19 protein-coding genes are annotated in these 20,801 nt (G+C 74.5%); 15 read left to right on the top strand and 4 right to left on the bottom strand.

Going from position 1 to position 20,801, the window contains the following annotated elements; genetic code table 11:
• The first annotated feature begins 90 nt into the window (after positions 1–90).
• The 3 genes from ACS04_RS27800 (at position 91) to ACS04_RS27790 (ending at position 4,261) form a co-directional block, all read left to right on the top strand.
• Positions 91–1,569, top strand: a complete 1,479-nt coding sequence (locus ACS04_RS27800) for a lipase family protein (RefSeq protein WP_158977557.1) — start codon at positions 91–93, stop codon at positions 1,567–1,569.
• Positions 1,570–1,589: 20 nt separating this feature from the next.
• A complete protein-coding gene (locus tag ACS04_RS27795) occupies positions 1,590–3,170 on the top strand; it encodes a cytochrome P450 family protein (protein ID WP_048479544.1) in 1,581 nt (526 codons plus the stop codon).
• Between the two features lie 62 nt (positions 3,171–3,232).
• Entirely contained in the window at positions 3,233–4,261 is a 1,029-nt protein-coding gene (locus ACS04_RS27790; RefSeq protein ID WP_048479543.1) for a beta-ketoacyl-ACP synthase 3, read from the top strand.
• A gap of 100 nt (positions 4,262–4,361) precedes the next feature.
• Here the strand turns inward: ACS04_RS27790 and ACS04_RS27785 are convergent, their stop codons facing one another.
• Positions 4,362–5,144, bottom strand: a complete 783-nt coding sequence (locus ACS04_RS27785) for a lysophospholipid acyltransferase family protein (RefSeq protein WP_158977554.1) — start codon at positions 5,142–5,144, stop codon at positions 4,362–4,364.
• Positions 5,145–5,285: 141 nt separating this feature from the next.
• Here ACS04_RS27785 and ACS04_RS27780 point away from each other — a divergent pair, with 141 nt between their 5' ends.
• From ACS04_RS27780 to ACS04_RS27735, 10 genes are all read left to right on the top strand, one after another.
• Entirely contained in the window at positions 5,286–5,537 is a 252-nt protein-coding gene (locus ACS04_RS27780) for an acyl carrier protein (protein ID WP_048479542.1), read from the top strand.
• A complete protein-coding gene (locus tag ACS04_RS27775) occupies positions 5,534–6,739 on the top strand; it encodes a beta-ketoacyl-[acyl-carrier-protein] synthase family protein (protein WP_209441795.1) in 1,206 nt (401 codons plus the stop codon). Before ACS04_RS27780 ends, ACS04_RS27775 begins: the two co-directional genes overlap by 4 nt.
• Before the next feature lie 123 nt (positions 6,740–6,862).
• On the top strand, positions 6,863–8,953 hold the full coding sequence (locus ACS04_RS27770; RefSeq protein WP_048479541.1) for a SpoIIE family protein phosphatase: 2,091 nt from the start codon (positions 6,863–6,865) through the stop codon (positions 8,951–8,953).
• Positions 8,954–8,981: 28 nt separating this feature from the next.
• Positions 8,982–9,593, top strand: coding sequence for a nucleoside/nucleotide kinase family protein (locus ACS04_RS27765; RefSeq protein WP_048479540.1), 612 nt, complete (start codon positions 8,982–8,984; stop codon positions 9,591–9,593).
• A 377-nt stretch (positions 9,594–9,970) separates the two neighbouring features.
• Positions 9,971–10,549 (top strand): RNA polymerase sigma factor, encoded by a 579-nt coding sequence (locus ACS04_RS27760; protein WP_245236567.1) that lies wholly within the window; start codon positions 9,971–9,973, stop codon positions 10,547–10,549.
• A 953-nt stretch (positions 10,550–11,502) separates the two neighbouring features.
• A complete protein-coding gene (locus tag ACS04_RS37720) occupies positions 11,503–12,312 on the top strand; it encodes an IclR family transcriptional regulator (protein ID WP_107438719.1) in 810 nt (269 codons plus the stop codon).
• Positions 12,313–12,416: 104 nt separating this feature from the next.
• The gene (locus ACS04_RS27750; RefSeq protein ID WP_048479539.1) at positions 12,417–13,043 is read left to right on the top strand and encodes a hypothetical protein; all 627 of its coding nucleotides are present in this window, start codon (positions 12,417–12,419) and stop codon (positions 13,041–13,043) included.
• A gap of 117 nt (positions 13,044–13,160) precedes the next feature.
• Positions 13,161–13,421, top strand: coding sequence for a ferredoxin (locus ACS04_RS27745; RefSeq protein WP_048479558.1), 261 nt, complete (start codon positions 13,161–13,163; stop codon positions 13,419–13,421).
• Positions 13,414–14,805 carry an NAD(P)/FAD-dependent oxidoreductase gene (locus ACS04_RS27740; RefSeq protein WP_048479538.1) on the top strand — a complete coding sequence of 464 codons (1,392 nt, stop codon included), beginning with the start codon at positions 13,414–13,416 and terminating at the stop codon, positions 14,803–14,805. The genes ACS04_RS27745 and ACS04_RS27740 overlap by 8 nt, the downstream gene beginning before the upstream one ends.
• A 25-nt stretch (positions 14,806–14,830) precedes the next feature.
• On the top strand, positions 14,831–16,072 hold the full coding sequence (locus ACS04_RS27735; protein ID WP_048479537.1) for a cytochrome P450: 1,242 nt from the start codon (positions 14,831–14,833) through the stop codon (positions 16,070–16,072).
• 97 nt (positions 16,073–16,169) lie between these two features.
• Here the strand turns inward: ACS04_RS27735 and ACS04_RS27730 are convergent, their stop codons facing one another.
• The 3 genes from ACS04_RS27730 to ACS04_RS27720 all read right to left on the bottom strand — a co-directional run bounded on the left by ACS04_RS27730 (position 16,170) and on the right by ACS04_RS27720 (position 18,852).
• Entirely contained in the window at positions 16,170–16,847 is a 678-nt protein-coding gene (locus ACS04_RS27730; RefSeq protein WP_048479536.1) for an HAD family acid phosphatase, read from the bottom strand.
• A gap of 87 nt (positions 16,848–16,934) precedes the next feature.
• A complete protein-coding gene (locus tag ACS04_RS27725; protein WP_048479535.1) occupies positions 16,935–17,693 on the bottom strand; it encodes a 3-hydroxybutyrate dehydrogenase in 759 nt (252 codons plus the stop codon).
• 112 nt (positions 17,694–17,805) lie between these two features.
• Positions 17,806–18,852 (bottom strand): CE1 family esterase, encoded by a 1,047-nt coding sequence (locus ACS04_RS27720; protein WP_048479534.1) that lies wholly within the window; start codon positions 18,850–18,852, stop codon positions 17,806–17,808.
• 85 nt (positions 18,853–18,937) lie between these two features.
• Here ACS04_RS27720 and ACS04_RS27715 point away from each other — a divergent pair, with 85 nt between their 5' ends.
• Positions 18,938–19,906 (top strand): LysR substrate-binding domain-containing protein, encoded by a 969-nt coding sequence (locus ACS04_RS27715; protein ID WP_245236566.1) that lies wholly within the window; start codon positions 18,938–18,940, stop codon positions 19,904–19,906.
• On the top strand, positions 19,903–20,781 hold the full coding sequence (locus ACS04_RS27710) for a serine hydrolase (protein ID WP_048479533.1): 879 nt from the start codon (positions 19,903–19,905) through the stop codon (positions 20,779–20,781). The genes ACS04_RS27715 and ACS04_RS27710 overlap by 4 nt, the downstream gene beginning before the upstream one ends.
• The last annotated feature ends 20 nt before the right edge of the window (positions 20,782–20,801 follow it).

Below are 20,801 nucleotides of genomic sequence, written 5' to 3'. Positions count from 1 at the left end.
GCGGAAAGGATCACTTTCGGTGCCACGATTCCCCCGCACACAGCGGGCAGGCCGGCTGCGAAGCCGTTCACAGGGATGAGAGGTACGCACGTGGCGCCTCAGGTGGTCGACGAAACGGCTCGGCGTCTCCCGGGGTGCAGGAGTCCGGACCCCGCCACCCCGAGTGCGGCCCCGGCCGCCGCTCACGTACCGGCTCCGGCCGCCGCACCCCGGCCGGCGCCCGAGCGGATCGACGCCGAACTGCTCGTGACGGCTTCGGTCCTGCTCGCCGACGCGGCCCTCACGGCCAGGCAGTCGGGCGCGGAGCTGACCGGCGCGCTGTTCAGCTGGCGGTTCGGGCTGGAGGCCCTGAAGCGCCCCGGCTGGGCCCTGACCACCGCCGTCTCCTGCGCCCGGGCGCTGACCGGCTCCGGTGGCCTCGGATTCGGTGCGAACGGCGGAGTGGCCGGCGAACTCCTGCGGATGGCCGGGAACATGACGTACCGGCGTCCCGCCAAGGTGGCCATGGCCGTCGACGCCTTCGCGCTGCGGATCAAGGCGGCGGCGGTCGCCCACCCCAACCTCGACGCACCCGCAGCCCGCCGCCTCACCGACGCCATGGTGGCCGGGAACCGGCTGGAGGCAGCACGGGCGATGCTCGCGCTGATCGAGCTGCTCGGGGTGACCCGCGCCCTGACCACGGTCAGCCCCGTGATCATGGAGCTGCTGGCCCTGCTCGGCCTGCTCGACGAGAACCCGGTCAACGACGACTTCTCCTGGGTGACGCTCGCCGGCGGCGTGCCCACCACCGATCCCTTCCTCGGACTGCCCAGCTCCGTCCTGGGGTTCCTCAACCCCGGGCCGGGCCGGGCCGAGCGCACCGAGCCGGACCCGATCCTCGCCACCGTGCTCGCCGGCTCCCGCAACGACATCGTGAGCTACGTCAACGACATCGGGGCCCTCGGCAACCACGGCCTGGTGCTGCTGCGCCGCGTCTCCTGCGCCGACGGAACCCTGCGGTACGTCCTGCTCCTGCCCGGCACCAGCTTCGGGCGGCTCAGCAACAGCACCCCGCAGGACCTCGTCGGCGCCTTCGACGGACTGCTGCGCACCGACACGACGTACACCCGCGCCGCCAAGAAGCTGCTCCGGCGGGCCGGCGTGCCCACCGGCGCGGAAATCATGATCGTCGGGCACAGCCTGGGCGGCATGACCGCGATGAACCTCGCCTCCGACGTCGAGGTCTGCGCCACCTACCGGGTCAGCCACGTGATCGCGATCGGCTCCCCGATCGACAGCAAGCGGCCCGCCGACCACACCACCCGGGTCATCAGCCTCGTCAACAAGCACGACGTGATCCCCGGCCTGGACGGACGCGGACCCGCGTCGCCCCACGACATCCCCGAGAGCTGGGTCGAACTGGCCTGGCTGGACGAGTCGTACGACTACCCGCTCTCGCACGCCCCGCAGGCGTACTCCGACGCGCTGCGCGGGGAGTTCACCCATTTCCGGGACCAGGTCAACAAGCTGATCAGCGACTACGACGGCGAAGTCGTCGGCAACCAGCCCTACATGCTGCGCGACAAGTGACCACGAGGGAGACCCGACCGATGACCCCCGCCGACAGCCCGGACACGGACATGGCCACGGACACGGACATGGCCACGGACACGGACATGGCCACGGACATGGCCACGGACCCGTGCTCGGACACGGCCACCGCGCCGCGACGTCCCGCCACCGCCTGGCCCCTGGAGAACGCCGTGTTCAGCGCGGCGATGGTCGCCCAGCGCCTGCCCTGGGTGGACGCCCCGGCCCGCGCCCTCGGGCTGGACCTGCTGACCCGGGACGGGGTCACCCGCGCACTGCTGGCCTTCCTGCGGCGCACCCGATCCGGACGTCCCGTACAACTGCGCACCCCCTTCGGGCCGTTCCTTCTGCCCCTGGCCGCCGCCGACGCCGCGGACCTGCTCGCCGCGGCCGACGAGGCGTCGGCGCTCGCACCGGCCGTGGGTCTGACGGCCGGCGGGCAGCGCCACGGTCTGTCGCCCCACGTACCGCTGCCCCGCGACGCGGCCGTACCGGCAGCGGAGCTCGGCGCCCTGCTGGCCGAGGAGGTCGACCGGGTGCTCGCGGCCCGGCGCGGTGACGGCACGCTGGAGTGGGCCGACTGGCAGCGCGGCATGCTGCGGCTGGGCCGGCGCGTGGTGGCGGGCGCCGACGCCGTCGAGGACACGCTGCTCAGCGAGGTGCTCGCGGCGGCGACGGCGGCCGCCGGCAGCCGCTCGTACGAGGACCGGGCCGAGGCCCTGCGGCGCCGGCTGGCGCCGCACCTCGCCGATCCCGACCCCGCCTCCCTGGCGGGCCGGCTCCTGGCCCGGGGGACCGGGCTCGCGGCGGCCGATCCGGAAGCCGCCGCACCGGCCGTCACCCACGCGCTCGCGCTGGTCTCCCGGGCCGCCGCCGAGACCGTGCCGCAGGCGCTGGCCCTGGTCGCCGCGGGCGCCGCCGCCTCCCCGGAGGCGGCCGTGGCCGAGGCGCTGCGCCGCTGGCCGCCGGTGGCCGCGGCGGTGTACCCCGTACGGTCCGGCTTCGTCTGGCAGGACCTGGCGGTCGAGGCCGGGACCGAGATCCTGCGCGTACCCGGCTGGCTGCGCGCGCTGGACGGCGAGGTCCTCCCGGAGCCGGCGCCGCCCGGCACGTCGGCCGCGGAGGGGACCATCGGCATGCCGCCGCTGTGCGGGGCGCCGACCGGATGCGCCGCGACGCGGTTCGCCGCGCTCGTCGCCGAGCACATCGTGCGCGCCGTCACCGGGGCGGTCCGCCCGCTGCTGATCTTCCCGCGGTTCACCGCGGACCGGCTGCCGGACACCCTCGATCCGCGGACGCTGGTGGTGGCGCTGGAGGACCTCGCCGGCCGCCCGGACGACGGACGGGTGACCGTCACCCTGCCGACGGCGGTGCCCGTCTCGGCGTTCGGCTACGCCCCGGCGGCGTACGGAGCCCTCGCGCACGCCAGCGCCGACCGGCTGGAGCGGCATGCGCGCAGCCTCGCCGCATGTGCCGGGAACAGCGGCTGGAACGCGGACGAGGAGGGCGAGCGGTACCGCATGGTCCTGCTGGGTCACGCCGAGCGGTGCGCCACGGCCGCCGACGGGGTCCGGCAGGCGGCGAAGCGGCTGACGGACTGAGACGGACGGACGGATCCATGCACACTGAGCCACCCGTGCCACCCGTGCCACCCGCGCCACCCGTGCCGCCGGGACCCGGCCGCGCCGCCGTACTCGCCGGGCTCGGCGCGTACGTCCCCCCGCGCGTCCTCGGCAACGCCGAGCTGTGCGGACAGCGGCCCATCGGCGACGAGTGGATCCGCGCCCGCATCGGTGTGGCGAACCGGCGGGTCGCGGAGGGGGAGGCCACCGTCGACCTGGCGGTACGGGCCGGACGGCACGCGCTGACCGCGGCCGGGGTCAGCGCGGTCGACGCGGTCGTCCTGACCACCATCTCCCCGGACCGGCTCGTCCCGTCCGGGGCCCCGGAGGTGGCGGCCCGGCTCGGCCTGGGCACGGTGCCCGCGTTCGACATGACATCGGGCTGCAGCGGGTTCCTGTACGGCCTGGGCGTGGCAGCCTCGATGATCACCGGCGGGGCCTTCGACCGTGTCCTGCTGATCGCCTCGGACGTGTTCAGCGCGTTCCTGGCCCCCCGGGACTGGCTGATGGCGGCCATCTTCGGCGACGGGGCGGGAGCGGTGGTGCTGCGCGCCGGCGAGGCCGGCGCCCCCGGCGCCCTGGGGCCGTTCGACCTGGGCAGCGACGGCACGCAGGCCGATCTGCTCGAGATCCCCGGGGGCGGCGCGCGGGCCCGCAAGCGGCAACTGGCCGCGCCGGAGTCGGAGTTCTCCCCGTACTTCCGGATGGACGGCCCCGTCGTACGCAAGCAGGCCGTCGTCGGGATGTGCGAATCCGTGACACGGGCCGTGGAGCGGGCCGGGTGGCGGCTCGGCGACCTCGACCTGGTGGCCGCCCACCAGGCCAACCAGCGCATCCTGGACGGGCTCACGGCCGAACTGGCCCTGGCGCCGGGGCAGATGCTGTCGCACATCGAACAGTACGGGAACACGGGCGCTGCCTCGGTACCCGTACTGCTGGCCCAGGCGGCCGCCGCCGGGACGCTCGCGCCGGGCCTGCGGGTGGCGCTCACCGCGTACGGGGCGGGGCTGGCCTGGGGGTCGACCACCCTGGTCTGGCCCGAGGTGTGGGCGGTGGCCGAGGGCGGGTGATCCGCCCCGGCGCGAGCCCGCCCCGGCATGAGCACCCCGGCCACCGGCACCCAGCCCCCCCCGGCCCCCGTGACCGAGCCCGGTCACGGGGGCGTGCGGGCTACCAGAACGGCGTGTCGCGCCTGCGCCGTTCCCGGTCCACAAGGGCCTGTACGGCGGCCTGCGACTCGGCGCACAGCAGGCGGGCCGCGGCCGCTCGGGCGGCGTAGGACTCGGGCCGGGGCGGCGCGGGGATCGGCTCGCCGATGGTGACGAGCCACTTGGCGGGCAGCGGGAAGACCGTGGTGATCGGGAAGCAGGGGAGGCCGAAGAGGCGCGCCAGGGCCGGGACCTCGCCGATCCGGGGGTACGCCTCCTCGGCGCCGATCACGGAGACCGGGACCACGGGCGCGCCGGCCCGCACGGCCGTGAGCGCGAATCCGGGGCTGAAGGGCCTGAGCTGATACCGCTTGCGAAAGGGTTTTTCCAGACCGGAAAGCCCTTCGGGAAACACCCCGACGAGTTCTCCGGCGGTCAGGTGTTCCATTCCGAGGGTCGGTTCCAGGGGAATGGCGCCCTTCTTGCGGGCGTACGAGCCGAGGACCGGGAATCGGAAGACCAGTGGCATCGCGGGAACGTGCAGGGGGCGCGCGAGGCCGCGTGCGAAAACCTTCTGGAGGACGAATGCGTCGAGCCCCCAGGCGCCCGAGTGGTTGGCGACGACGACGGCCGGGCCGTCGGCCGGGATGTTCTCCATGCCGACCGTCTCGAGCCGGAAGTAGTCGTCGACGAGCCAGTCCAGGAGGCGGTCCCAGGCTTCTTCGCCCGCGTCGCCGAGCATCCGCCGCGCGTTCCTGAGCTCGGCTCCCGCCACCTCGATCACATCGGTCATGCTTTCCGACATGAATGATCCCCACTCTCGCATTTCGAATCATCAACAAGCCCGGTGGGGAAGCGTTTTGAGTAAATCCCCTGCCGTGGTACCTATTTGAGCACGGTAAGGAACCGCCTCCGTCGCCGACTGCCATCAGACATGAGAGACACCGTGACCACTTCCGCACCGGAATCCGTCCTTGACGCGATCAGTGAACTCCTCGTCGAGAAGTTCGAAGTCCCCTCCGAAGAGGTGAGGGGAACCGCGCTCATGAGCGACCTGCTGATCGATTCGCTCATGATCGTCGAGATGGCCATCGCCGTTCACGAGACGCTCGGGATCAAGGTCGAGGAAAAGGAGCTCCGCGGCGCCACCCTCGCCGGGTTCGCCGCATCCGTCGAGGCGCGGCTGACGGACCGTTGAGCGGACGCTCCGAGGCCGTCGTGACCGGGCTCGGCCTGGTCACCCCGGCCGGGTGCGACCGGGACACCACCTGGTCGGCAGTCCGCGCCGGCCGGGCCACCGCGGCACCCGACCCCCTGCTCCACGGTCTGCCGGTCTCCCTCAGCTGCCGCGTACCGGAGCTCGACCACCCCGTCCTGCGCCGGCGCGGCTCGGCCCATCTCGACCCGGTCGACCGGTTCGGCCTCGCGGCCGTAGCGCAGGCGCTCGACCAGGCCGGGCTCGATCCGCGGGAGTGGGACGGCGGCCGCGTCGCCGTCGTCACCGGCGGCGGCGTGGGCGGCGTCCTGACCCAGGACAAGGCGCTGGCCCGGCTCGGTGAGCTGGGACCGGAGTTCGTCTCCCCGTACTTCCTCCCCGGCTATCTGATCAACATGACGTGCGCCAACATCGCGCTGCGCTTCGGGGTGACCGGCCCCGCCCTGGCCACGTCCACGGCCTGCGCCTCGGGGACCACGGCCCTCGGCGTCGCCCGGGACCTGCTGGCGACGGGCCGGTGCGACATCGCCCTGGTCTGCGGGGCCGACGCCGCCGTCACCCGGCTGATGGTGACCGGCTTCTCCCAGCTGGGCGCCCTGTCGGACACCGGATCGCGGCCCTTCGACACCGCCCGCGACGGCTTCGTCATCGCCGAGGGCGCCGGCGCGCTGGTCCTGGAGCGCCCCCAGCACGCCGCCGCCCGCTCCGCCCGGCCCCTCGCCCGCCTGATCGGCCACGCGGCCACGACGGACGCGCACCACCTGGTGGCACCGGACCCCGAGGGCCGCGGCGCCGAGCGGGCCGTCCGCGCCGCCCTCGCGGACGCGGCTGTCGCCGCCGAGGACGTGGGGCACGTCAACGCGCACGGGACGTCGACCCGGCAGAACGACGCCGTCGAGGCCGCCGTACTGCGCCGCGTCTTCCCCCACCGGCCGCCCGTCACCTCGGCCAAGGGCGCCCTGGGGCACACCCTCGGGGCCTCGGGCGCCGTCGAGGCCGCCCTGACCGTACTGGCGCTCGCCGAGGGCATCGTTCCGCCCACGGCCGGGCTGGCCGAGACCGACCCCGGCGCCGGTATCGACGTCGTCAGCGGTACGGCCAGGACCCAGTCCGCACAGGTCGCCGTCAGCAATTCCTTCGGATTCGGCGGCCACAACGCGGTGGCGGTCCTCGCCCTGCCCTGACGGCACCGGCCCGGCCGCGCGGGTTCGCGGGCCACCCCCCCCGGGGCCACGGGCCCGCCCCTGACGGCGCCGGGAAGCGGCCCCGGGCGGGCAGGGCGATCATGGGGGTGTGGAAGGTGCGCCATGACCGAGCAGACGCCCATCGAGGACCTGATCAGCGGCGCCGCCCAGGACGCCGGGGGCTGGCTCGGCTCCCTGCCCGTGGCGCAGCTGGCCACCGGCGCCGACGGCACGATCGTCCGCTGGAACCGCGCCGCGCAGGAGCTGCTCGGCTACGCACCGCCGCAGATCGTCGGCCACCACATCGCCGACCTCCTCCACCCCGGGGCCGACCGCAGCCTGGGCCGCGCCCTGTGGGAGACGGCCGTCACCGGGCGCGGGGTGATGGGCACCGTGACGGCCTGGCACCAGGACGGGCACCCGCTGGAGCTGGAGATCTGGGCCTGTCCGGTGCCCGACCGGCGCCACGGGGCCTCCGCGGTCCTCGTCTTCGCCGCCGACGCCCACGCGGCGCGCCGGATCCGGGGCTCCTCGGCGGTCTGGGACGGACTGTTCGCCCGCTCGCCCGTGGGCATCGCCATCCTCGACACGCAGCTGCGCTTCCTCCAGGTCAACCCGGCCCTGGAGGCGATGAACGGCCTGCCGGAGTCCGCCCACATCGGACGGCGTCTCGCGCAGCTCCTGCCGGAGGTCAACGCGGAGGACATGGAGGACGCCATGCGGCAGGTCCTCGCCACCGGCGAGCCGGTGCTGGACCGCCGCCGAACGGGCCGTACCCCCGCCGATCCCTCGCGGGAGCGGGTCTGGTCGTGTTCGTACGTCCGGGTCGAGGATCCCGGTGGCCGCCCGATCGGTGTGATCGCCTCCCTGCTGGACATCACCGAGCAGCAGCGCGACCACTCCGAGGCCGAGGCCGGCCGCCGCCGGCTGGCGCTGCTCAGCGAGGCCAGCGCCCGCATCGGCGCCAGTCTGGAGCTGGAGCGCACCGCGCAGGAACTGGCGGAGCTCGCCGTACCGCAGCTCGCCGACGCCGCCACCGTGGACGTACTGGACACCCTCGCGCGCGGTGACGAGCCCGGCCCGGGCCTCGCCGGGGGCGTGGCCCTGCGACGCCTGGGCAAGGCCCCGCTGACCGGCTCCGCCGTGATCGGCATCCTCGCCCCGCTCGGCAGGACCCTCACCTTCCCGACGGCCGCCCCCTACACCCAGGCGCTGGCCGCCCGCAGGCCCTTCCTGATCGCGCACCTGGACGAGCAGGCCGTCGCCGCCGCCGCCCGGCACACGGCCAAACCGGCCCAGCTCCTGCCCGTTGGAGTCCACTCGTTCATGATGGCGCCGCTGATCGCCCGGGACCTCGTCCTCGGCGTCGCGACCTTCTACCGCACCAGCCCCGTGGGACCGTTCGGACCCGACGACATCACGCTCGCCGGAGAGCTCGCCGCCCGCGCCGCCATCAGCATCGACAACGCGCGCCTGTACCACCGCGAGCACGAGACCGCCGTCATCCTCCAGCGCAGCATGCTGCCCCAGCACATCACCCCGCCGCCCGGCATCGAGGTGGCCCACCGCTACCTGCCGGCCGGCGACGTCAACGAGATCGGCGGCGACTGGTACGACGTCCTCCGGCTCCCGGGCGGCAAGGCCGCCCTGCTGATCGGCGACGTCATGGGCCACGGCATCGCGGCCGCCGCGGTCATGGGGCGGCTCTCCGCCAGCGTGCGCGCCCTCGCCCGGCTCGACCTCGCCCCCGAGGCGCTGATGCACCAGCTGGAGGCGACGCTGGACGACCTGGCCGATCCGATGATCGCCACGTTCCTGTACGCCGTCATCGACCCCGCGAGCGGCCACTGCCGCATCACCCGGGCCGGGCACCCGCCGCCCGCGACCGTCACCCCCGACGGCACGGTCCGCCTCCTCGACCTGCCGCCCGGCACCCCGCTGGGCGTCGGCGGGACCGTGTACTCGACCACCGACCTGGACCTGCCCCCGGGCAGCCTCCTCGTGATGTACACCGACGGCCTCGTCGAGGCGCGCGGCAGCGACATCGACGTGCGCCTCGCCGAACTCACCCGGCTGCTCGCCGAACCCCCGCGCTCGCTGGACCACTTGTGCGACTCCCTGATCACGCACCTGGTCCCGGCGTCCGCGGACGACGACATCGCCCTGCTCATCGCCCGCGTGGGCACCTACCCCCACCCTCCGCCCCCTCCCTGAGCGGGGGCGCCTCCGGCACGATGAGGGCATGGAGTTCACCGAACTGGAGGCGCGAGCCCGGGCGCTCGCCGCCTCGGGCGGGCGCCGGATCCTCGGCATCACCGGCCCGCCCGGAGCCGGCAAGTCCACCCTCGCCGCCCGCCTCGCGCAGGCGCTCGGGCCGGAGCGGGCCGCGGTCGTGCCGATGGACGGGTTCCACCTCGCCCAGGCCGAACTGGAGCGCCTGGGGCGGGCCGACCGCAAGGGCGCCCCCGACACCTTCGACGCCGCCGGGTACGCGGCGCTGCTGGCACGGCTGCGCGCGCCCGCGCCCGGCACGGTCTACGCCCCCGCCTTCGACCGGTCGCTGGAGGAACCCGTCGCCGGGAGCATCCCCGTCGGTCCGGTCGTACGCCTGGTGATCACCGAGGGCAACTACCTGCTGCACGATACGGGGGAGTGGGCTGCCTTGCGGGCGCTCCTCGACGAGGTCTGGTTCCTCGCGCCCGACGACGCGCTGCGCGTACGGCGGCTGGTCGAGCGCCATGTACGGCACGGGAAGGCGCCCGCCCGCGCCGAGGAGTGGGTGGCGCGCTCGGACGAGGCGAACGCCCGCCTGATCGCGGCCGACCGCGACCGGGCCGACCTGGTCGTGGAGTAGACCCGTCCCGACCGTCCCTTTCGGATCTTGAGGGGCGTACACGGCGGCCAAGGGGGCGCGCAGCGGATCAGATGCGCCATTTCCCGAAAGATTTCCGTCGCCGGCCGTGCACATTCGGGCGGATTTTCCGATGGGGTGGTGTCGGGGGAGCGGCCGGTCCGACCGGCCGCTGGATGTGGGGGCAGGCATGCCCGTTCCGCTCACTTCACCGGAAGGCTTTCCGCCGACGTGAAACCTGTCCAGACCTTCACTCCCGTGCCGATACTCGTCGCTCTCGACGCCTTCGACGCCGTCAGGAGACACCCACGCCTGCCGGGTGCGAGGACCCGGGCGGCGACCGCTCGTACCGGCGACGACCGGCATCCCTGGAGGAGCGCATGAGCGAGGGCGAGTTCGACCCGTCCGGGGACCGGGCGGTCTCCAGCGAGCTGGCCGGCGTCCTGCCGGTGGAGTTCTGCGCGTTCCACTCCCAGCACCACCGCGCCTATCTGCGCTACGCCCACCTGCAACTGGGTTCCCGGCAGGACGCCGAGGACGTCGTCGACGATGTGTTCACCTTCCTGCTGAAGGTGTGGAGCCAGGCGCTCAAGGAAGCGAGCCTGCACGGCTTCGCCTGGGCGGTGCTGCGCGAACACCTCGCGCGCCGCCTCGCGCTCCTCGGCCGGCCCGCCGCCATGGTGGAGACCGCCTGGTTCGCGGCCCTGCGCCGCGGCTCCCGGCACCGCACGGAACTGCTGGAGGCCAAGCTGGGCCTGTACGCGGCGATCGCGTGCCTGCCCGAGCGCCACTACGACGTGGTGTTGCTGGCCTACCTGCTGGGGTACGACAACGCCGCCGTCGGCCGGATGCTGGGGATCTCCCCCGCGGCGGTCCGTTCGCACATTCGGGGCGCGAGCCGGATCCTGTCCCAGAAACTCGGGGCGGACTGGGCGCCTGGAGAGGAGAAGGGCCAGTGAGCGACATGACGGCCGACCACGACGCCGCGCCGGGGCGCACGCCGGCGGCGGCTCTGGAGGGGGCCGAGGTGCTGGTCGAGGAGTACGCGGGCTACGACGAGGACGCCGCCCGGCGGCGCATCGCCCGCCGCGTCGCGGCCGACCGGGCCCGTTCGGCGAGCGGCGCCGGCGGCCGCTGCTTTCCGGCCCCGGCCTCGCCCGCCGGCCGTGCGCCGCTGCCCGCGCCCGTACCCACCCCGGCCGACGACCTCGTACTCGACGCGGCCTGCCACGTACGGGCCGCCCGGGCGCTGGACGACCTGGCCTGGTCGCTGGTGGAGAGCCGGTCCTTCGCCGAGCTGGCCCTGGACGCCGCGAACTGGCCGCACGGGGCGCAGCCGGCCCTGCTGTTCGGCGCCCTCCTGCACCTGTCCGACCGGGTGGAGGGGGCGCAGTTCTGGTTCCAGTACGCGGCCGGGGCCGGTTCGGCGACCGCCGCGCGCCTCCTGCACCTCCACCACCTCGCCCGCGCCGAGGTGGACACCGCCCGGCACTGGAGAGCGCTCGCCGACGTGCTCCCCCCGGAGGAGGGCCTGCCGCGGCTGCCGGAGGTCCCGGAGAACCTGGAGGAGGCCCTCGGCGCCTCGGTCATCTGGACCTCGCCGCCGATCAGCACCCAGGACCTGACCGCCCTCACCGCGGTGGGAGCGCACGGCGGGCGGCCCCCGTACCGGCTGCCCGCCCGGCTCCGGCGGGCCGTCACGGCCCTGAGCTGGAGCGAGGACCAGGACCAGGACCAGGGGGAGGTGTACCTCCTCGGCCCGCACGTGGCGGTGGCCATCGCCCGGCACGCGCGGCTGGACGTCCCGCACCTGACGGACGGGACGGACGCCTGGGCGCTCGACGCCCTCAGGCACCCGCAGCCGACCGGGGCCGGCCGCGGCCCGTCCGAGGGGCGGCCGGCCCCGGTCGCGATGGAGGCCGTCCACCGGGCGCTGCGCGTCCTGGAGGTCGTGGGCCGGTACTCGGGCGGGGTGAGCCTCGCTCAGATCGCCCGCGAGACGCGGCTTCCCCAGCTGGCGCTGGCCCGGGTGATGGAGCAGCTCGTACGGGCCAACCTGGCGGCCGCGGCCGGCCCGGGCGCGTACATCGCGGGCCGGGCGCTCTTACTGACCGAAGCGGCGTCCGGCGGCGACGGGCGCGGGCACCTGCGGGAGACCCTCGCCTGGGTCCGGGACGCGGTCGGCGCCGCCGTCTACGTCGCCCGCTACACCGACGGCGAGGTCTGCATCACGCAGTACGCCGACGGTCCCGCGACACCGCTCGTGGACGAGTGGGTCGACTTCCGGGCCGCCGCCCACGCCTCGGCCGTGGGCAAGGCCCTGCTGGCGCAGCTCGGGCCCGAAGGCCGCAAGGACCACCTGTCCCGGCACCGGGCGGCGCGGTTCACCGCCCACACCATCACCCGGCAGGAGGACCTCTTCCGGCAGCTCGACACCCGGCGGCCGGGCGCGCCCCTGCTGGACCTCCAGGAGTACGCGGTGGGCACGGTCTGCGCGGCCGTACCGATCACCTCGGGCCCCAACGCCGAATGCCTGGCCCTGTCCATCCCGGACCCGGACCCGCACCGCCTCGGGCAGGCCGCCCGGATCCTGCGGAGCGAGGCCGCGGCGGTCCTGCTGGCCCTGATCGTCGCCGGCACCGGTCCGGGCGCCGCCCCCGCGGCGCCGCGGCGCGAGGGGGGCGCGGGAGAGCCCGGCGGCGTCCTCATCACGGCCACCTGACCGGTGCCCCGAGCCCGGGACGGGTCCGCTCCGACCCGCCCCGGGCATCACCCGACCGCGCTGCCCCGCTGGCACCCGCGCCCGGCGGGCGGCTTGCTGGAGGAATGACACAGGCACCGGGGCGGACCCGGCAACAAGCCCTGAGCACCCCCAAAGCCGCGGGACTGGCGGGGGTCGTCTTCGCCGTCCTGCTCGCGACGGCGATCGTGCTCGCCCGGATCGCCCTGCCCGAAGGGGGCGGTGGCGAGGAGGAGATCGCCCCGGGCAAGCGGGGGGCGCTGCAGACCGCGACCGAGCTCGTCCCCTTCGCGGGCATCGCCTTCCTGTGGTTCATGGGCGCGCTCCGCGAGCACACCGGGGACGCCGAGGACCGGTTCATCGCGACCGTGTTCCTGGGCAGCGGAGTGGTCTTCGTCGCCTGCCTCTTCGGCGCCGTCGCAGCCGCCGGGACCGTGCTCGACGCCGAGGACCCCACCGGCTTCGGCCGCCATTTCGCGTACACGCTGCTCACCACGTACGGGATGCGGATGGCCGCCGTCTTCGTCCTCGCGACGTCCTCGCTCGGCCGCAAGCTCCGGGTCCTGCCCAGACCCCTGGTCGCGATCGGCACCGTCGCCGGTCTGCTGCTGCTCGTGGTGGGCTCCAGCGTGCCGTACTGCGAACTCGTCTTCCCGGCCTGGGCGCTGCTCATCAGCCTGTACATCCTGCGCACCGCCCGCCGCCCCGGGTGACGTGCGGGCCGCCCGCCCCACCCGTCACACCAATGGCCCCGCCGGACGCGCAGCCCCGCTCGCCCGGCCGCACGCTGGCCGGGAAGCCGGACGGGCCAACGAAAGGACTGGACCTTGCTGAGGCTTGTCGTCGATCTCAACCGGTGCCAGGGGTACGCGCAATGCGCCTTCCTCGCACCCGAAGTCTTCGCGATGCACGGAGACGAAGGCCTGCTCTACGATCCGCAGGCGCAGGACGCCCACCGCGCGCGCGTGGCCCAGGCGGTCGCCGCCTGCCCCGTACAGGCGATCCTCGTGGACGAGCTGGACATGGCCGCCACCGCGCCCGGCGCCCCGGGTGGTGCCGCGCCGGCCGCCGGGGAGGCATCCGATGCCTGACACCGCCACGGACCGTCTGAAGGCGGACGGCCGGATCGTCGTCGTGGGCGCCTCGCTCGCCGGGCTCCGCGGGGCCGAGACCCTGCGCGAGAAGGGCTTCAAGGGCTCGCTGACCATGATCGGCGACGAGCCCCACGAGCCGTACGACCGCCCGCCCCTGTCCAAGCAGGCGCTGCTGGGCATGGGCAGCGCCGAGCGTACCGCGCTGCCCCGCCGCCGCGACATCGACGCCGAGTGGCGACTGGGCGTGGCGGCCTCGGGCCTCGACATGGCGGCCCGGCGGGTCAGACTCGCCGACGGGGACGAGGTCCCGTACGACCGGCTGCTCATCGCCACCGGCGTCCGGGCCCGGCCCTGGCCGAACCAGGCCGAGGGCGAGCTCGACGGCGTGTTCGTGCTCCGCACCCGCGAAGACGGCGCGGCCCTGGCCCGGCGGCTGAACGCGGGTCCGCGCCGGGTCCTGGTCATCGGCGCCGGGTTCACCGGGTCCGAGATCGCCTCCGCCTGCCGCGAGCGCGGAGTGGAGGTCACCGTCGCCGAGCGCGCCGACGCGCCCCTGGTCGGCGCGCTCGGCGGGGTCATCGGGGCGGTCGCCGCCGAACTCCACCGGGAGAACGGCGTGGACCTGCGCACCGGCGTCATGGTCACCGCCCTGGAGGGCGACGCCACGGGACGCGTCCGCGCGGCGCACTTCTCCGACAGCACCTCCCTGGAGTGCGACGTCGTGGTCGTCTCGCTCGGCGCCCAGCGCAACACCGAGTGGCTGAGCGGCTCCGGACTGGGCGCCGGCCCCCGCGGCATCGCCTGTGACGCGGGCTGCCGGGCCTTCGACATCCGCGGCATCGTCACCGACGACATCTTCGTGGCGGGCGACGTCGCCCGCTCCCCGCACCCGCTGTTCGGCTACCAGTTCCTGTCCCTGGAGCACTGGGGCAACGCCGTCTCGCAGGCGGAGACCGCGGCCCACAACATGCTCAGCGAGAGCACCGAGCGCCGCCCGCACATCTGGGTGCCGGCTTTCTGGTCCTCGCAGTTCGGGGTGAGCATCAAATCGGTCGGGGTGCCCTCGATGGGCACCGAGATCATGATCACCCAGGGCTCGCGCGCCGAACGCCGCTTCACCGGCGTCTACGGCTACCAGGGCCGGGTCATCGGGGCCGTCACCTTCGACAACTCGCGCTGGCTGCAGTTCTACCAGCAGCAGATCGAGGCCACCGCGCCCTTCCCGCCCCCGTTCCCCACGGTCGACCGGCGCCCGGAGGGACAGAAGCCGCTCCCCGCGGACTTCCCCGACCCGTCCCTGCCGACGCACGGCCCGACCGTCACCCTCAGCGGATATTCGCCGGCCGACCGGCGGATGACCTTCCACCCCGCCGGGCACTGACCCGCCCGCCCCCGGAGGACCCGGCATGAAGCAAGGCATCCTGAGCGACATCCTCGACTACGCGAACCGCGCCAACCCGTACCCGCTGTACGAGGAGCTGCGCAAGACCCCGGTCTTCCACGACGGGGAGGGCCCGTACGTCATCAGCACGTACTACGACATCCAGAGCCTGCTGCACGACCCGCGGCTCAGCTCCGAGGCCCGCAACCTGGCCGCCTCGGCCGGGGATCCGCTGGCGGAGGGCGAGGACGAGGGGGCGGCGGCCCTGCCGCCGAGCTTCCTCAAGCTGGACCCGCCGGAGCACGACCGGCTGCGCCGGATGACCAACCGGCCCTTCGGGCCGCCGCACTCCCCGCACCGCATCGACGACATGCGCGAGGACCTGCACGGCATCGTCGGCAACCTGATCGACAACCTCGGCGACCCCGGGAACATCGACCTGGTCGACCAGTTCGCGTACCCGTTCCCGGTCACCATGATCTGCCGGCTGCTCGGTGTGCCCCGCGAGGACGAGCCCCGCTTCCACGTCTGGGCCGACACCCTGGCCGCGAGCCTGGACCCCGACCCGGGCGCCGACCCGAAGGAACGGGACAAGACCACCCACGACGCCCGGATGGAACTCGGCATGTACCTGGCCGGGCTGATCGAGGAGCGGCGCAAGAACCCCGGCGAGGACATGCTCTCCCAACTGGCCGTCGGACACGGCCAGGACGAGACGATGAGCACGATGGAACTGCTCAGCACCGCCGCCCTGCTGCTCATCGCGGGCCACGAGACCACCGTCAACCTCATCACCAACGGGATGCTCACCCTGCTGCGCAACCCGGACGTCCTGCGGCAGCTGCGCGAGACGCCGGGGCTCGCCGTGCCGATGGTGGAGGAACTGCTGCGGTTCGAGCCGCCGGTGCAGCTGCTGCCGCAGCGGACCCCGCTCGTGGACATCGAGGTCCGCGGCGTCACGATCCCCAAGGGCTCCTCGATGTGGCTGGTCCTCGCCTCCGGCAACCGGGACCCGAACCGCTTCGAGAACCCGGACCGCTTCGACCCGTACCGCAAGGACATCCAGCACCTGGGGCTCGGCAGCGGCATCCACAGCTGCTTCGGCGCCCCGCTGGCCCGGCTGGAGGCGCAGCTCGCGCTGACCGAGCTGGCGCGCCGCCTGGAGAACCCGCGCCTGATCGAGGACCCGCCGCCCTACCGGCAGAACGCGGTCCTGCGCGGCCCGCGCCACCTGCGGATCACGTGCGACGGGGTCCGCCCCGCCTGAGAGCGGGCGGAGTCCTGCCGCGGGAGCGGCCGCGGACCCCACCGGCGCCGTCCGCTCGCCAGGCCGCGGGCGGCCGGCGCCACTGCGCGGGCACTGCCTAGGAGAGCTTGCCGTCGTAGTCCGGCAGCTTGAAGGTGCGCTCGGCGTGGCCGCCGACCAGGTCGCTGTTGTTGTTGCCGATGTTGGCGATGATCGTGTAGCCGCGGCCCTCGATCTCGGCGCGCTTGCCCGTCTTGTACGCGCTGACCTCGTCGAAGAGGTCGGGCAGGTCCCGGACGTACAGCCCCGTGACGGGGTAGCCGACCGCCTTCAGGTTGTGCTCGGTGAGGGACTGGATGATCCCGGGGCGGGCGGTGACGAAGAAGACGGCGACGCCGTGCGCGTCGGCGTACCGGGTCAGGTCGCGGACCTCGGAGATCGCCGGGGTCGGGAACGTCCAGAACCAGTGGAAGTCCGTCTCCAGAGAGGAGTTGTCGATGTCGAGGACGATCGCGGGCTTCTCGCCGGCCGGGGACTGGGCGATGCGCTGCTCGACGTACGGGCGTGCCGTGGCCATGACGGCGGCCACGTCGCGCTTCCACGTGCCGTAGTCGACGCCGCGCAGCAGCGCGTTGCCGCCGGGCGCGGAGGCGGTGGCCGCTGCCGGGGCGGCCGCCGGGGCCGGCACGGGAGCGGGCGCGGCCTCGGCGGAGGCGACGGGGGCCAGCGTCAGGACGACGGTGGCCGCGGCCGTGGCGGTGGCGGTGCCGAGCAGGCGGGCGCGGGTGCTGCGCATGTGGGGGCGCTCCTAGGGCTGAATTTGACATGTACGGAGCCAGAATCCGTACGAGCGAGCCCCCTGTCTACTGGTCGGTAGTTAAATTCAGGTGGCCGTCCAGCCACCATCGAGGGGAAGTGAGGTTCCCGTGAGGTAGCCGGTATTGGGCCCGCAGAGCCACACCGCCGCCGCCGCGACCTCCTCGGGCTCGATCAGCCGCTTCACCGCGGACCGGGTGAGCAGCACCCGCGAGAGCACGTCGGCGGGGTCGATGCCGTGCGCCGCCGCCTGCTGTTCGATCTGCGCCTCGACCAGGGGCGTGCGGACGTAGCCGGGGCAGATGCAGTTGCTGGTCACCCCGTACGGCGCCCCCTCGACCGCGGCGACCTTGCTCAGCCCCTCCAGCCCGTGTTTGGCGGCCACGTACGCGGACTTGTACGCGCTGGCCCGCAGTCCGTGGGCGCTGGAGATGTTGACCACGCGCCCCCAGCCGCCGGCGTACATGTGCGGGAGCACGTGCCGCAGCAGCAGGAACGGGGCGGTGACCATCACCTGCTGGATCAGCGTGAAGCGCTCGGCCGGGAACTCGGGGATGGGGGCGACGTGTTGCAGCCCCGCGCTGTTGACGAGGATGTCCACGGCCGCCGGCAGCCGCTCGATCGAGGCCGGGTCCGCGAGGTCGACGACGTGCGCCCGTCCGCCGACGCGGGCGGCGACGGACACGGCCGGCTCCTCGGCGATGTCGACGACGTGCACGTCGGCGCCCGCCTCGGCCAGGGCGATCGCGCAGGCCCGCCCGATGCCGCTGCCGCCGCCGGTCACCAGCGCGACGCGCTCCCGCAGGAAAGGAAGTTGGCTCGTCATGGCTGAACCCTAGGGAGGGCGGACGGCCGCGCCCATGGCCGCGCACACCACACTCGGGGACGAAGGTGTGGTGCGCGCCGCCATGGGCGAGGGCGCGCGGCGACGGCCGCGGTCAGCGCTTCTGCGCGGTGAGGAAGTCGAGCAGGGTACTGCTCGCGTCCAGTGCGGTGCTGACGGATCCGAAGCCCTCGGGCGGCGCCATCGTCGACCCGGGCCAGGTGTGGCCGGCCCCGTGCATGAGGAGCAGCCGCACCGTCGCCCCCGCCGGGCCGGGCGGCCAGGTGAACGAGTCGTAGCCGGGCTTGCCCTCCTCGACGGGAGCCCCGGCCCCGGCCGCGGCCGCGAAGGCCTCCATGCCCGCCCGGGCGGACATCGTGGGCGTGAGGGGCTCCTCCCCGGGAGCGGCGGGCCCGGGAGTCGGCAGACCGGCGGGCGGCCGTACGGGGTCCTCGGCCCCGTAGACGGTGAGGACGGGAACCGGGCCGGTGGGCTTCACCGCGGCGGTTCCGGTGGGGAGTTCACCGGAGACCGATACCGCGCCCGCGACCAGCTCCGGGCGCTGCGCCGCCATCCGCAGCGCCATGGAACCGCCGTTGGAGAACCCGGCCACGTAGACCCGGTGCGGATCGGCCCGGCCGGTGCGCACGAGCTCGCCGACCAGCGCCTCGGTGAAGCGGACGTCGGCGTCCGGATCGGGCCGCTGCGGGGAGGGCGCGCTGCCCGCGCCCCAGGCCTTGCCCAGGGCCTCCGGGTAGACGAGGAGCATGCCGCGCGCCCCGGCGGCCTGGTCCAGGCCGCTCTGCTCGCGCAGTTGGGCGGCGTCGGCCCCGCGCCCGTGGAAGGCGATCAGGAGCGGCCTGGGCCCGCCGCCCTCCGCGGCCGGGCGGTGCATCAGGTATTCCCGGGTGCCGCCGTCCACGCTCAGCCGCTCCCGGCTGTCGACGCCGGGGACGGAGGGCGCGGAAGCGCGGGCCGGGCCGCCCGGCGTCGCGCTCGCCCCGGCCGCGGCGGGCGGATGCGAGTGGGTCGAGCAGCCGGTGAGCCCGGAGGCGGTCAGCGCGAGGCCGAGGGTCAGGGCGGCGGCAAACGGGGCGCGACGGACGGCCGTGCGCCGGGCCGCCGCACGGCGGGAGGACGGGGAGAAAGGATTCGAGGACATGCCCGCAGCAGACCACCGCCACCCGCCCACCGTCCAAGATCGGTATGAATCTCAGACCGATCAATCTCCGATATCGTTGCTGATCGTGGACCTGATCCGGCATCTGCGGTGCTTCCTGGCTGTTGCAGAAGAAAGACACTTCGGCCGCGCCGCCGAGCTGCTCGGCATGGCCCAGCCACCCCTGTCCCAGCGCATCCAGCGCCTGGAACGCGAGCTCGGCGTGCGCCTCTTCGAACGGACCAGCCGTCAGGTGACCATCACCGCGGCCGGCACGATGCTGCTGGAGGACGCCCGCCTGCTGCTCGCCCGCGCGGACGCCCTCACGGCCACCGCCCGCCGCATCCGCGAGGGCGAGAGCGGACTCCTGCGCGCCGCGCTGCCGCCCGACCTCGCCGCCGAGGCGATCGCCGCGATCCTGGCCGCCTTCCGGCAGCACCGCCCCGGCGTGGAACTGGAGCTCCACGAACTGTCCACCACCGAGCAGCTGGCCCGGTTCACCTCCCGCGAACTCGACGTCGGGCTCGTCCGGCACCCCTGTGACATCGCCGGGCTGGAACTCGGGCCGGTCCTGCTCCGGGAGCTCGGCGTCCTGCTCCCCGGCGGGGCGCCGGCCGCCGCGCTCGACGAGGTACCGCTCGCCGCCCTCACCGGCTACGGCCTGGTCCTCTTCCCGCGCGCCGAGGCCCCCGCGCTGCACGACGACGTCCTGAACACCTGCGCCCGCGGCGGCTACACCCCCGCCACCGTCCGCCAGGGCAGCGGCACCGGCTTCGTGCGCGGCCTGGTCCTCTCCGCGAACGCCGTGGCCTTCGCCCCGCGCGACACCGCGCCGGACGACGCCGCCGGCCCGCACGCGGACATCGTCTGGAGGCCCCTCGCCGGCGCTCCGCTGGCCTGGCGCCACAGCGTCGCCTGGCCGCGGGGCCGCGGCGACGCCGCCGTCGGCGCCTTCGCCGAAGCGGCCTCCCGCGCCCTGTGGAACACTGCGGCGATGACCGCCGACGCACCCGCACGGCCGCTCCACCTGCGCCCGGCGGCGGAGTACTGGCTGTGAACGACACCCGCCGCCGCATCGCCGCGGCCTTCACCGAAGCAGGCGTCAGCGGCCGGCTGCACGCCGTGGACATCGATTCCGGTACGGAGATCGACGCCGGCGCGGACCACCCGGTCGTCACCGCCAGCGTGCACAAGCTCTGCCTGCTCGTCGCCCTCCACCAGCAGGCCGCCGCCGGCCTGCTGGACCTCACCGAACAGGTCGAGTGCCCCCCGGCCGACCGGTCCGCCGGGCCCACCGGTCTCGCCGCCATGCTCGATCCCGTACGGATGTCCCTGCGCGACGCCGCCTACCTGATGACGGCCGTCAGCGACAATGCAGCCGCCGACCTGCTCCTCGCACGCCTGGGCCTCGACGCCGTCAACGGGGCCACGGCGCGGCTCGGCCTGACCCGCACCCGCGCCGTCCACCCCTCCTTCCGCTCCCTTTTCGCCACCATCCGGAAGGACGCGGGACCGGCGGGCGCCTCCGCCCTCGCCGATCCGCGGGTCCTCGCCCGGCTCCGCGCCCTGGACCCGGCCCGCAGCAACCGCAGCACGCCCCGCGACATGACCCGGCTGCTCACCGCCGTCTGGCGCGACGAGGCCTGCACACCCGAACACGGCGTCGCGATCCGCCGCCTGCTCGGACTCCAGGTGTGGCCGCACCGGATGGCCGCCGGATTCCCCTTCGACGACGTGCACGTGGCCGGCAAGACCGGCAGCCTGCCGACCGTGCGCAACGAGGTCGGGGTCATCGAGTACCCCGACGGCGGCCGCTACGCCGTCGCCGTCTTCACCCGCGCCGCCAACCCGGCGGCCACCCTCCCCGCGGCCGACGCCGTGATCGGCACCGCCGCCCGCATCGCCGTCGACGCCCTGCGCGCGAGGCCGTAGCGGATGGCGGCGCGTACTCC

Origin of the sequence: Streptomyces roseus, from assembly GCF_001044425.1 — a bacterium.
GTDB classification, from domain to species: Bacteria; Actinomycetota; Actinomycetes; order Streptomycetales; family Streptomycetaceae; genus Streptomyces; species Streptomyces roseus.
Note: the sequence above shows the minus strand (reverse complement) of the source record. Positions and strands in the feature narration are given on the sequence as shown.

Coding starts and splice junctions, on each gene's coding strand:
- ACS04_RS27795 (WP_048479544.1), top strand. CDS start 1,590: ATGACCCCCGCCGACAGCCCGGACACGGACATGGCCACGGACACGGAC.
- ACS04_RS27785 (WP_158977554.1), bottom strand. CDS start 5,144: ATGTCGGAAAGCATGACCGATGTGATCGAGGTGGCGGGAGCCGAGCTC.
- ACS04_RS27770 (WP_048479541.1), top strand. CDS start 6,863: ATGACCGAGCAGACGCCCATCGAGGACCTGATCAGCGGCGCCGCCCAG.
- ACS04_RS27765 (WP_048479540.1), top strand. CDS start 8,982: ATGGAGTTCACCGAACTGGAGGCGCGAGCCCGGGCGCTCGCCGCCTCG.
- ACS04_RS27760 (WP_245236567.1), top strand. CDS start 9,971: ATGAGCGAGGGCGAGTTCGACCCGTCCGGGGACCGGGCGGTCTCCAGC.
- ACS04_RS37720 (WP_107438719.1), top strand. CDS start 11,503: ATGGAGGCCGTCCACCGGGCGCTGCGCGTCCTGGAGGTCGTGGGCCGG.
- ACS04_RS27750 (WP_048479539.1), top strand. CDS start 12,417: ATGACACAGGCACCGGGGCGGACCCGGCAACAAGCCCTGAGCACCCCC.
- ACS04_RS27740 (WP_048479538.1), top strand. CDS start 13,414: ATGCCTGACACCGCCACGGACCGTCTGAAGGCGGACGGCCGGATCGTC.
- ACS04_RS27735 (WP_048479537.1), top strand. CDS start 14,831: ATGAAGCAAGGCATCCTGAGCGACATCCTCGACTACGCGAACCGCGCC.
- ACS04_RS27730 (WP_048479536.1), bottom strand. CDS start 16,847: ATGCGCAGCACCCGCGCCCGCCTGCTCGGCACCGCCACCGCCACGGCC.
- ACS04_RS27725 (WP_048479535.1), bottom strand. CDS start 17,693: ATGACGAGCCAACTTCCTTTCCTGCGGGAGCGCGTCGCGCTGGTGACC.
- ACS04_RS27720 (WP_048479534.1), bottom strand. CDS start 18,852: ATGTCCTCGAATCCTTTCTCCCCGTCCTCCCGCCGTGCGGCGGCCCGG.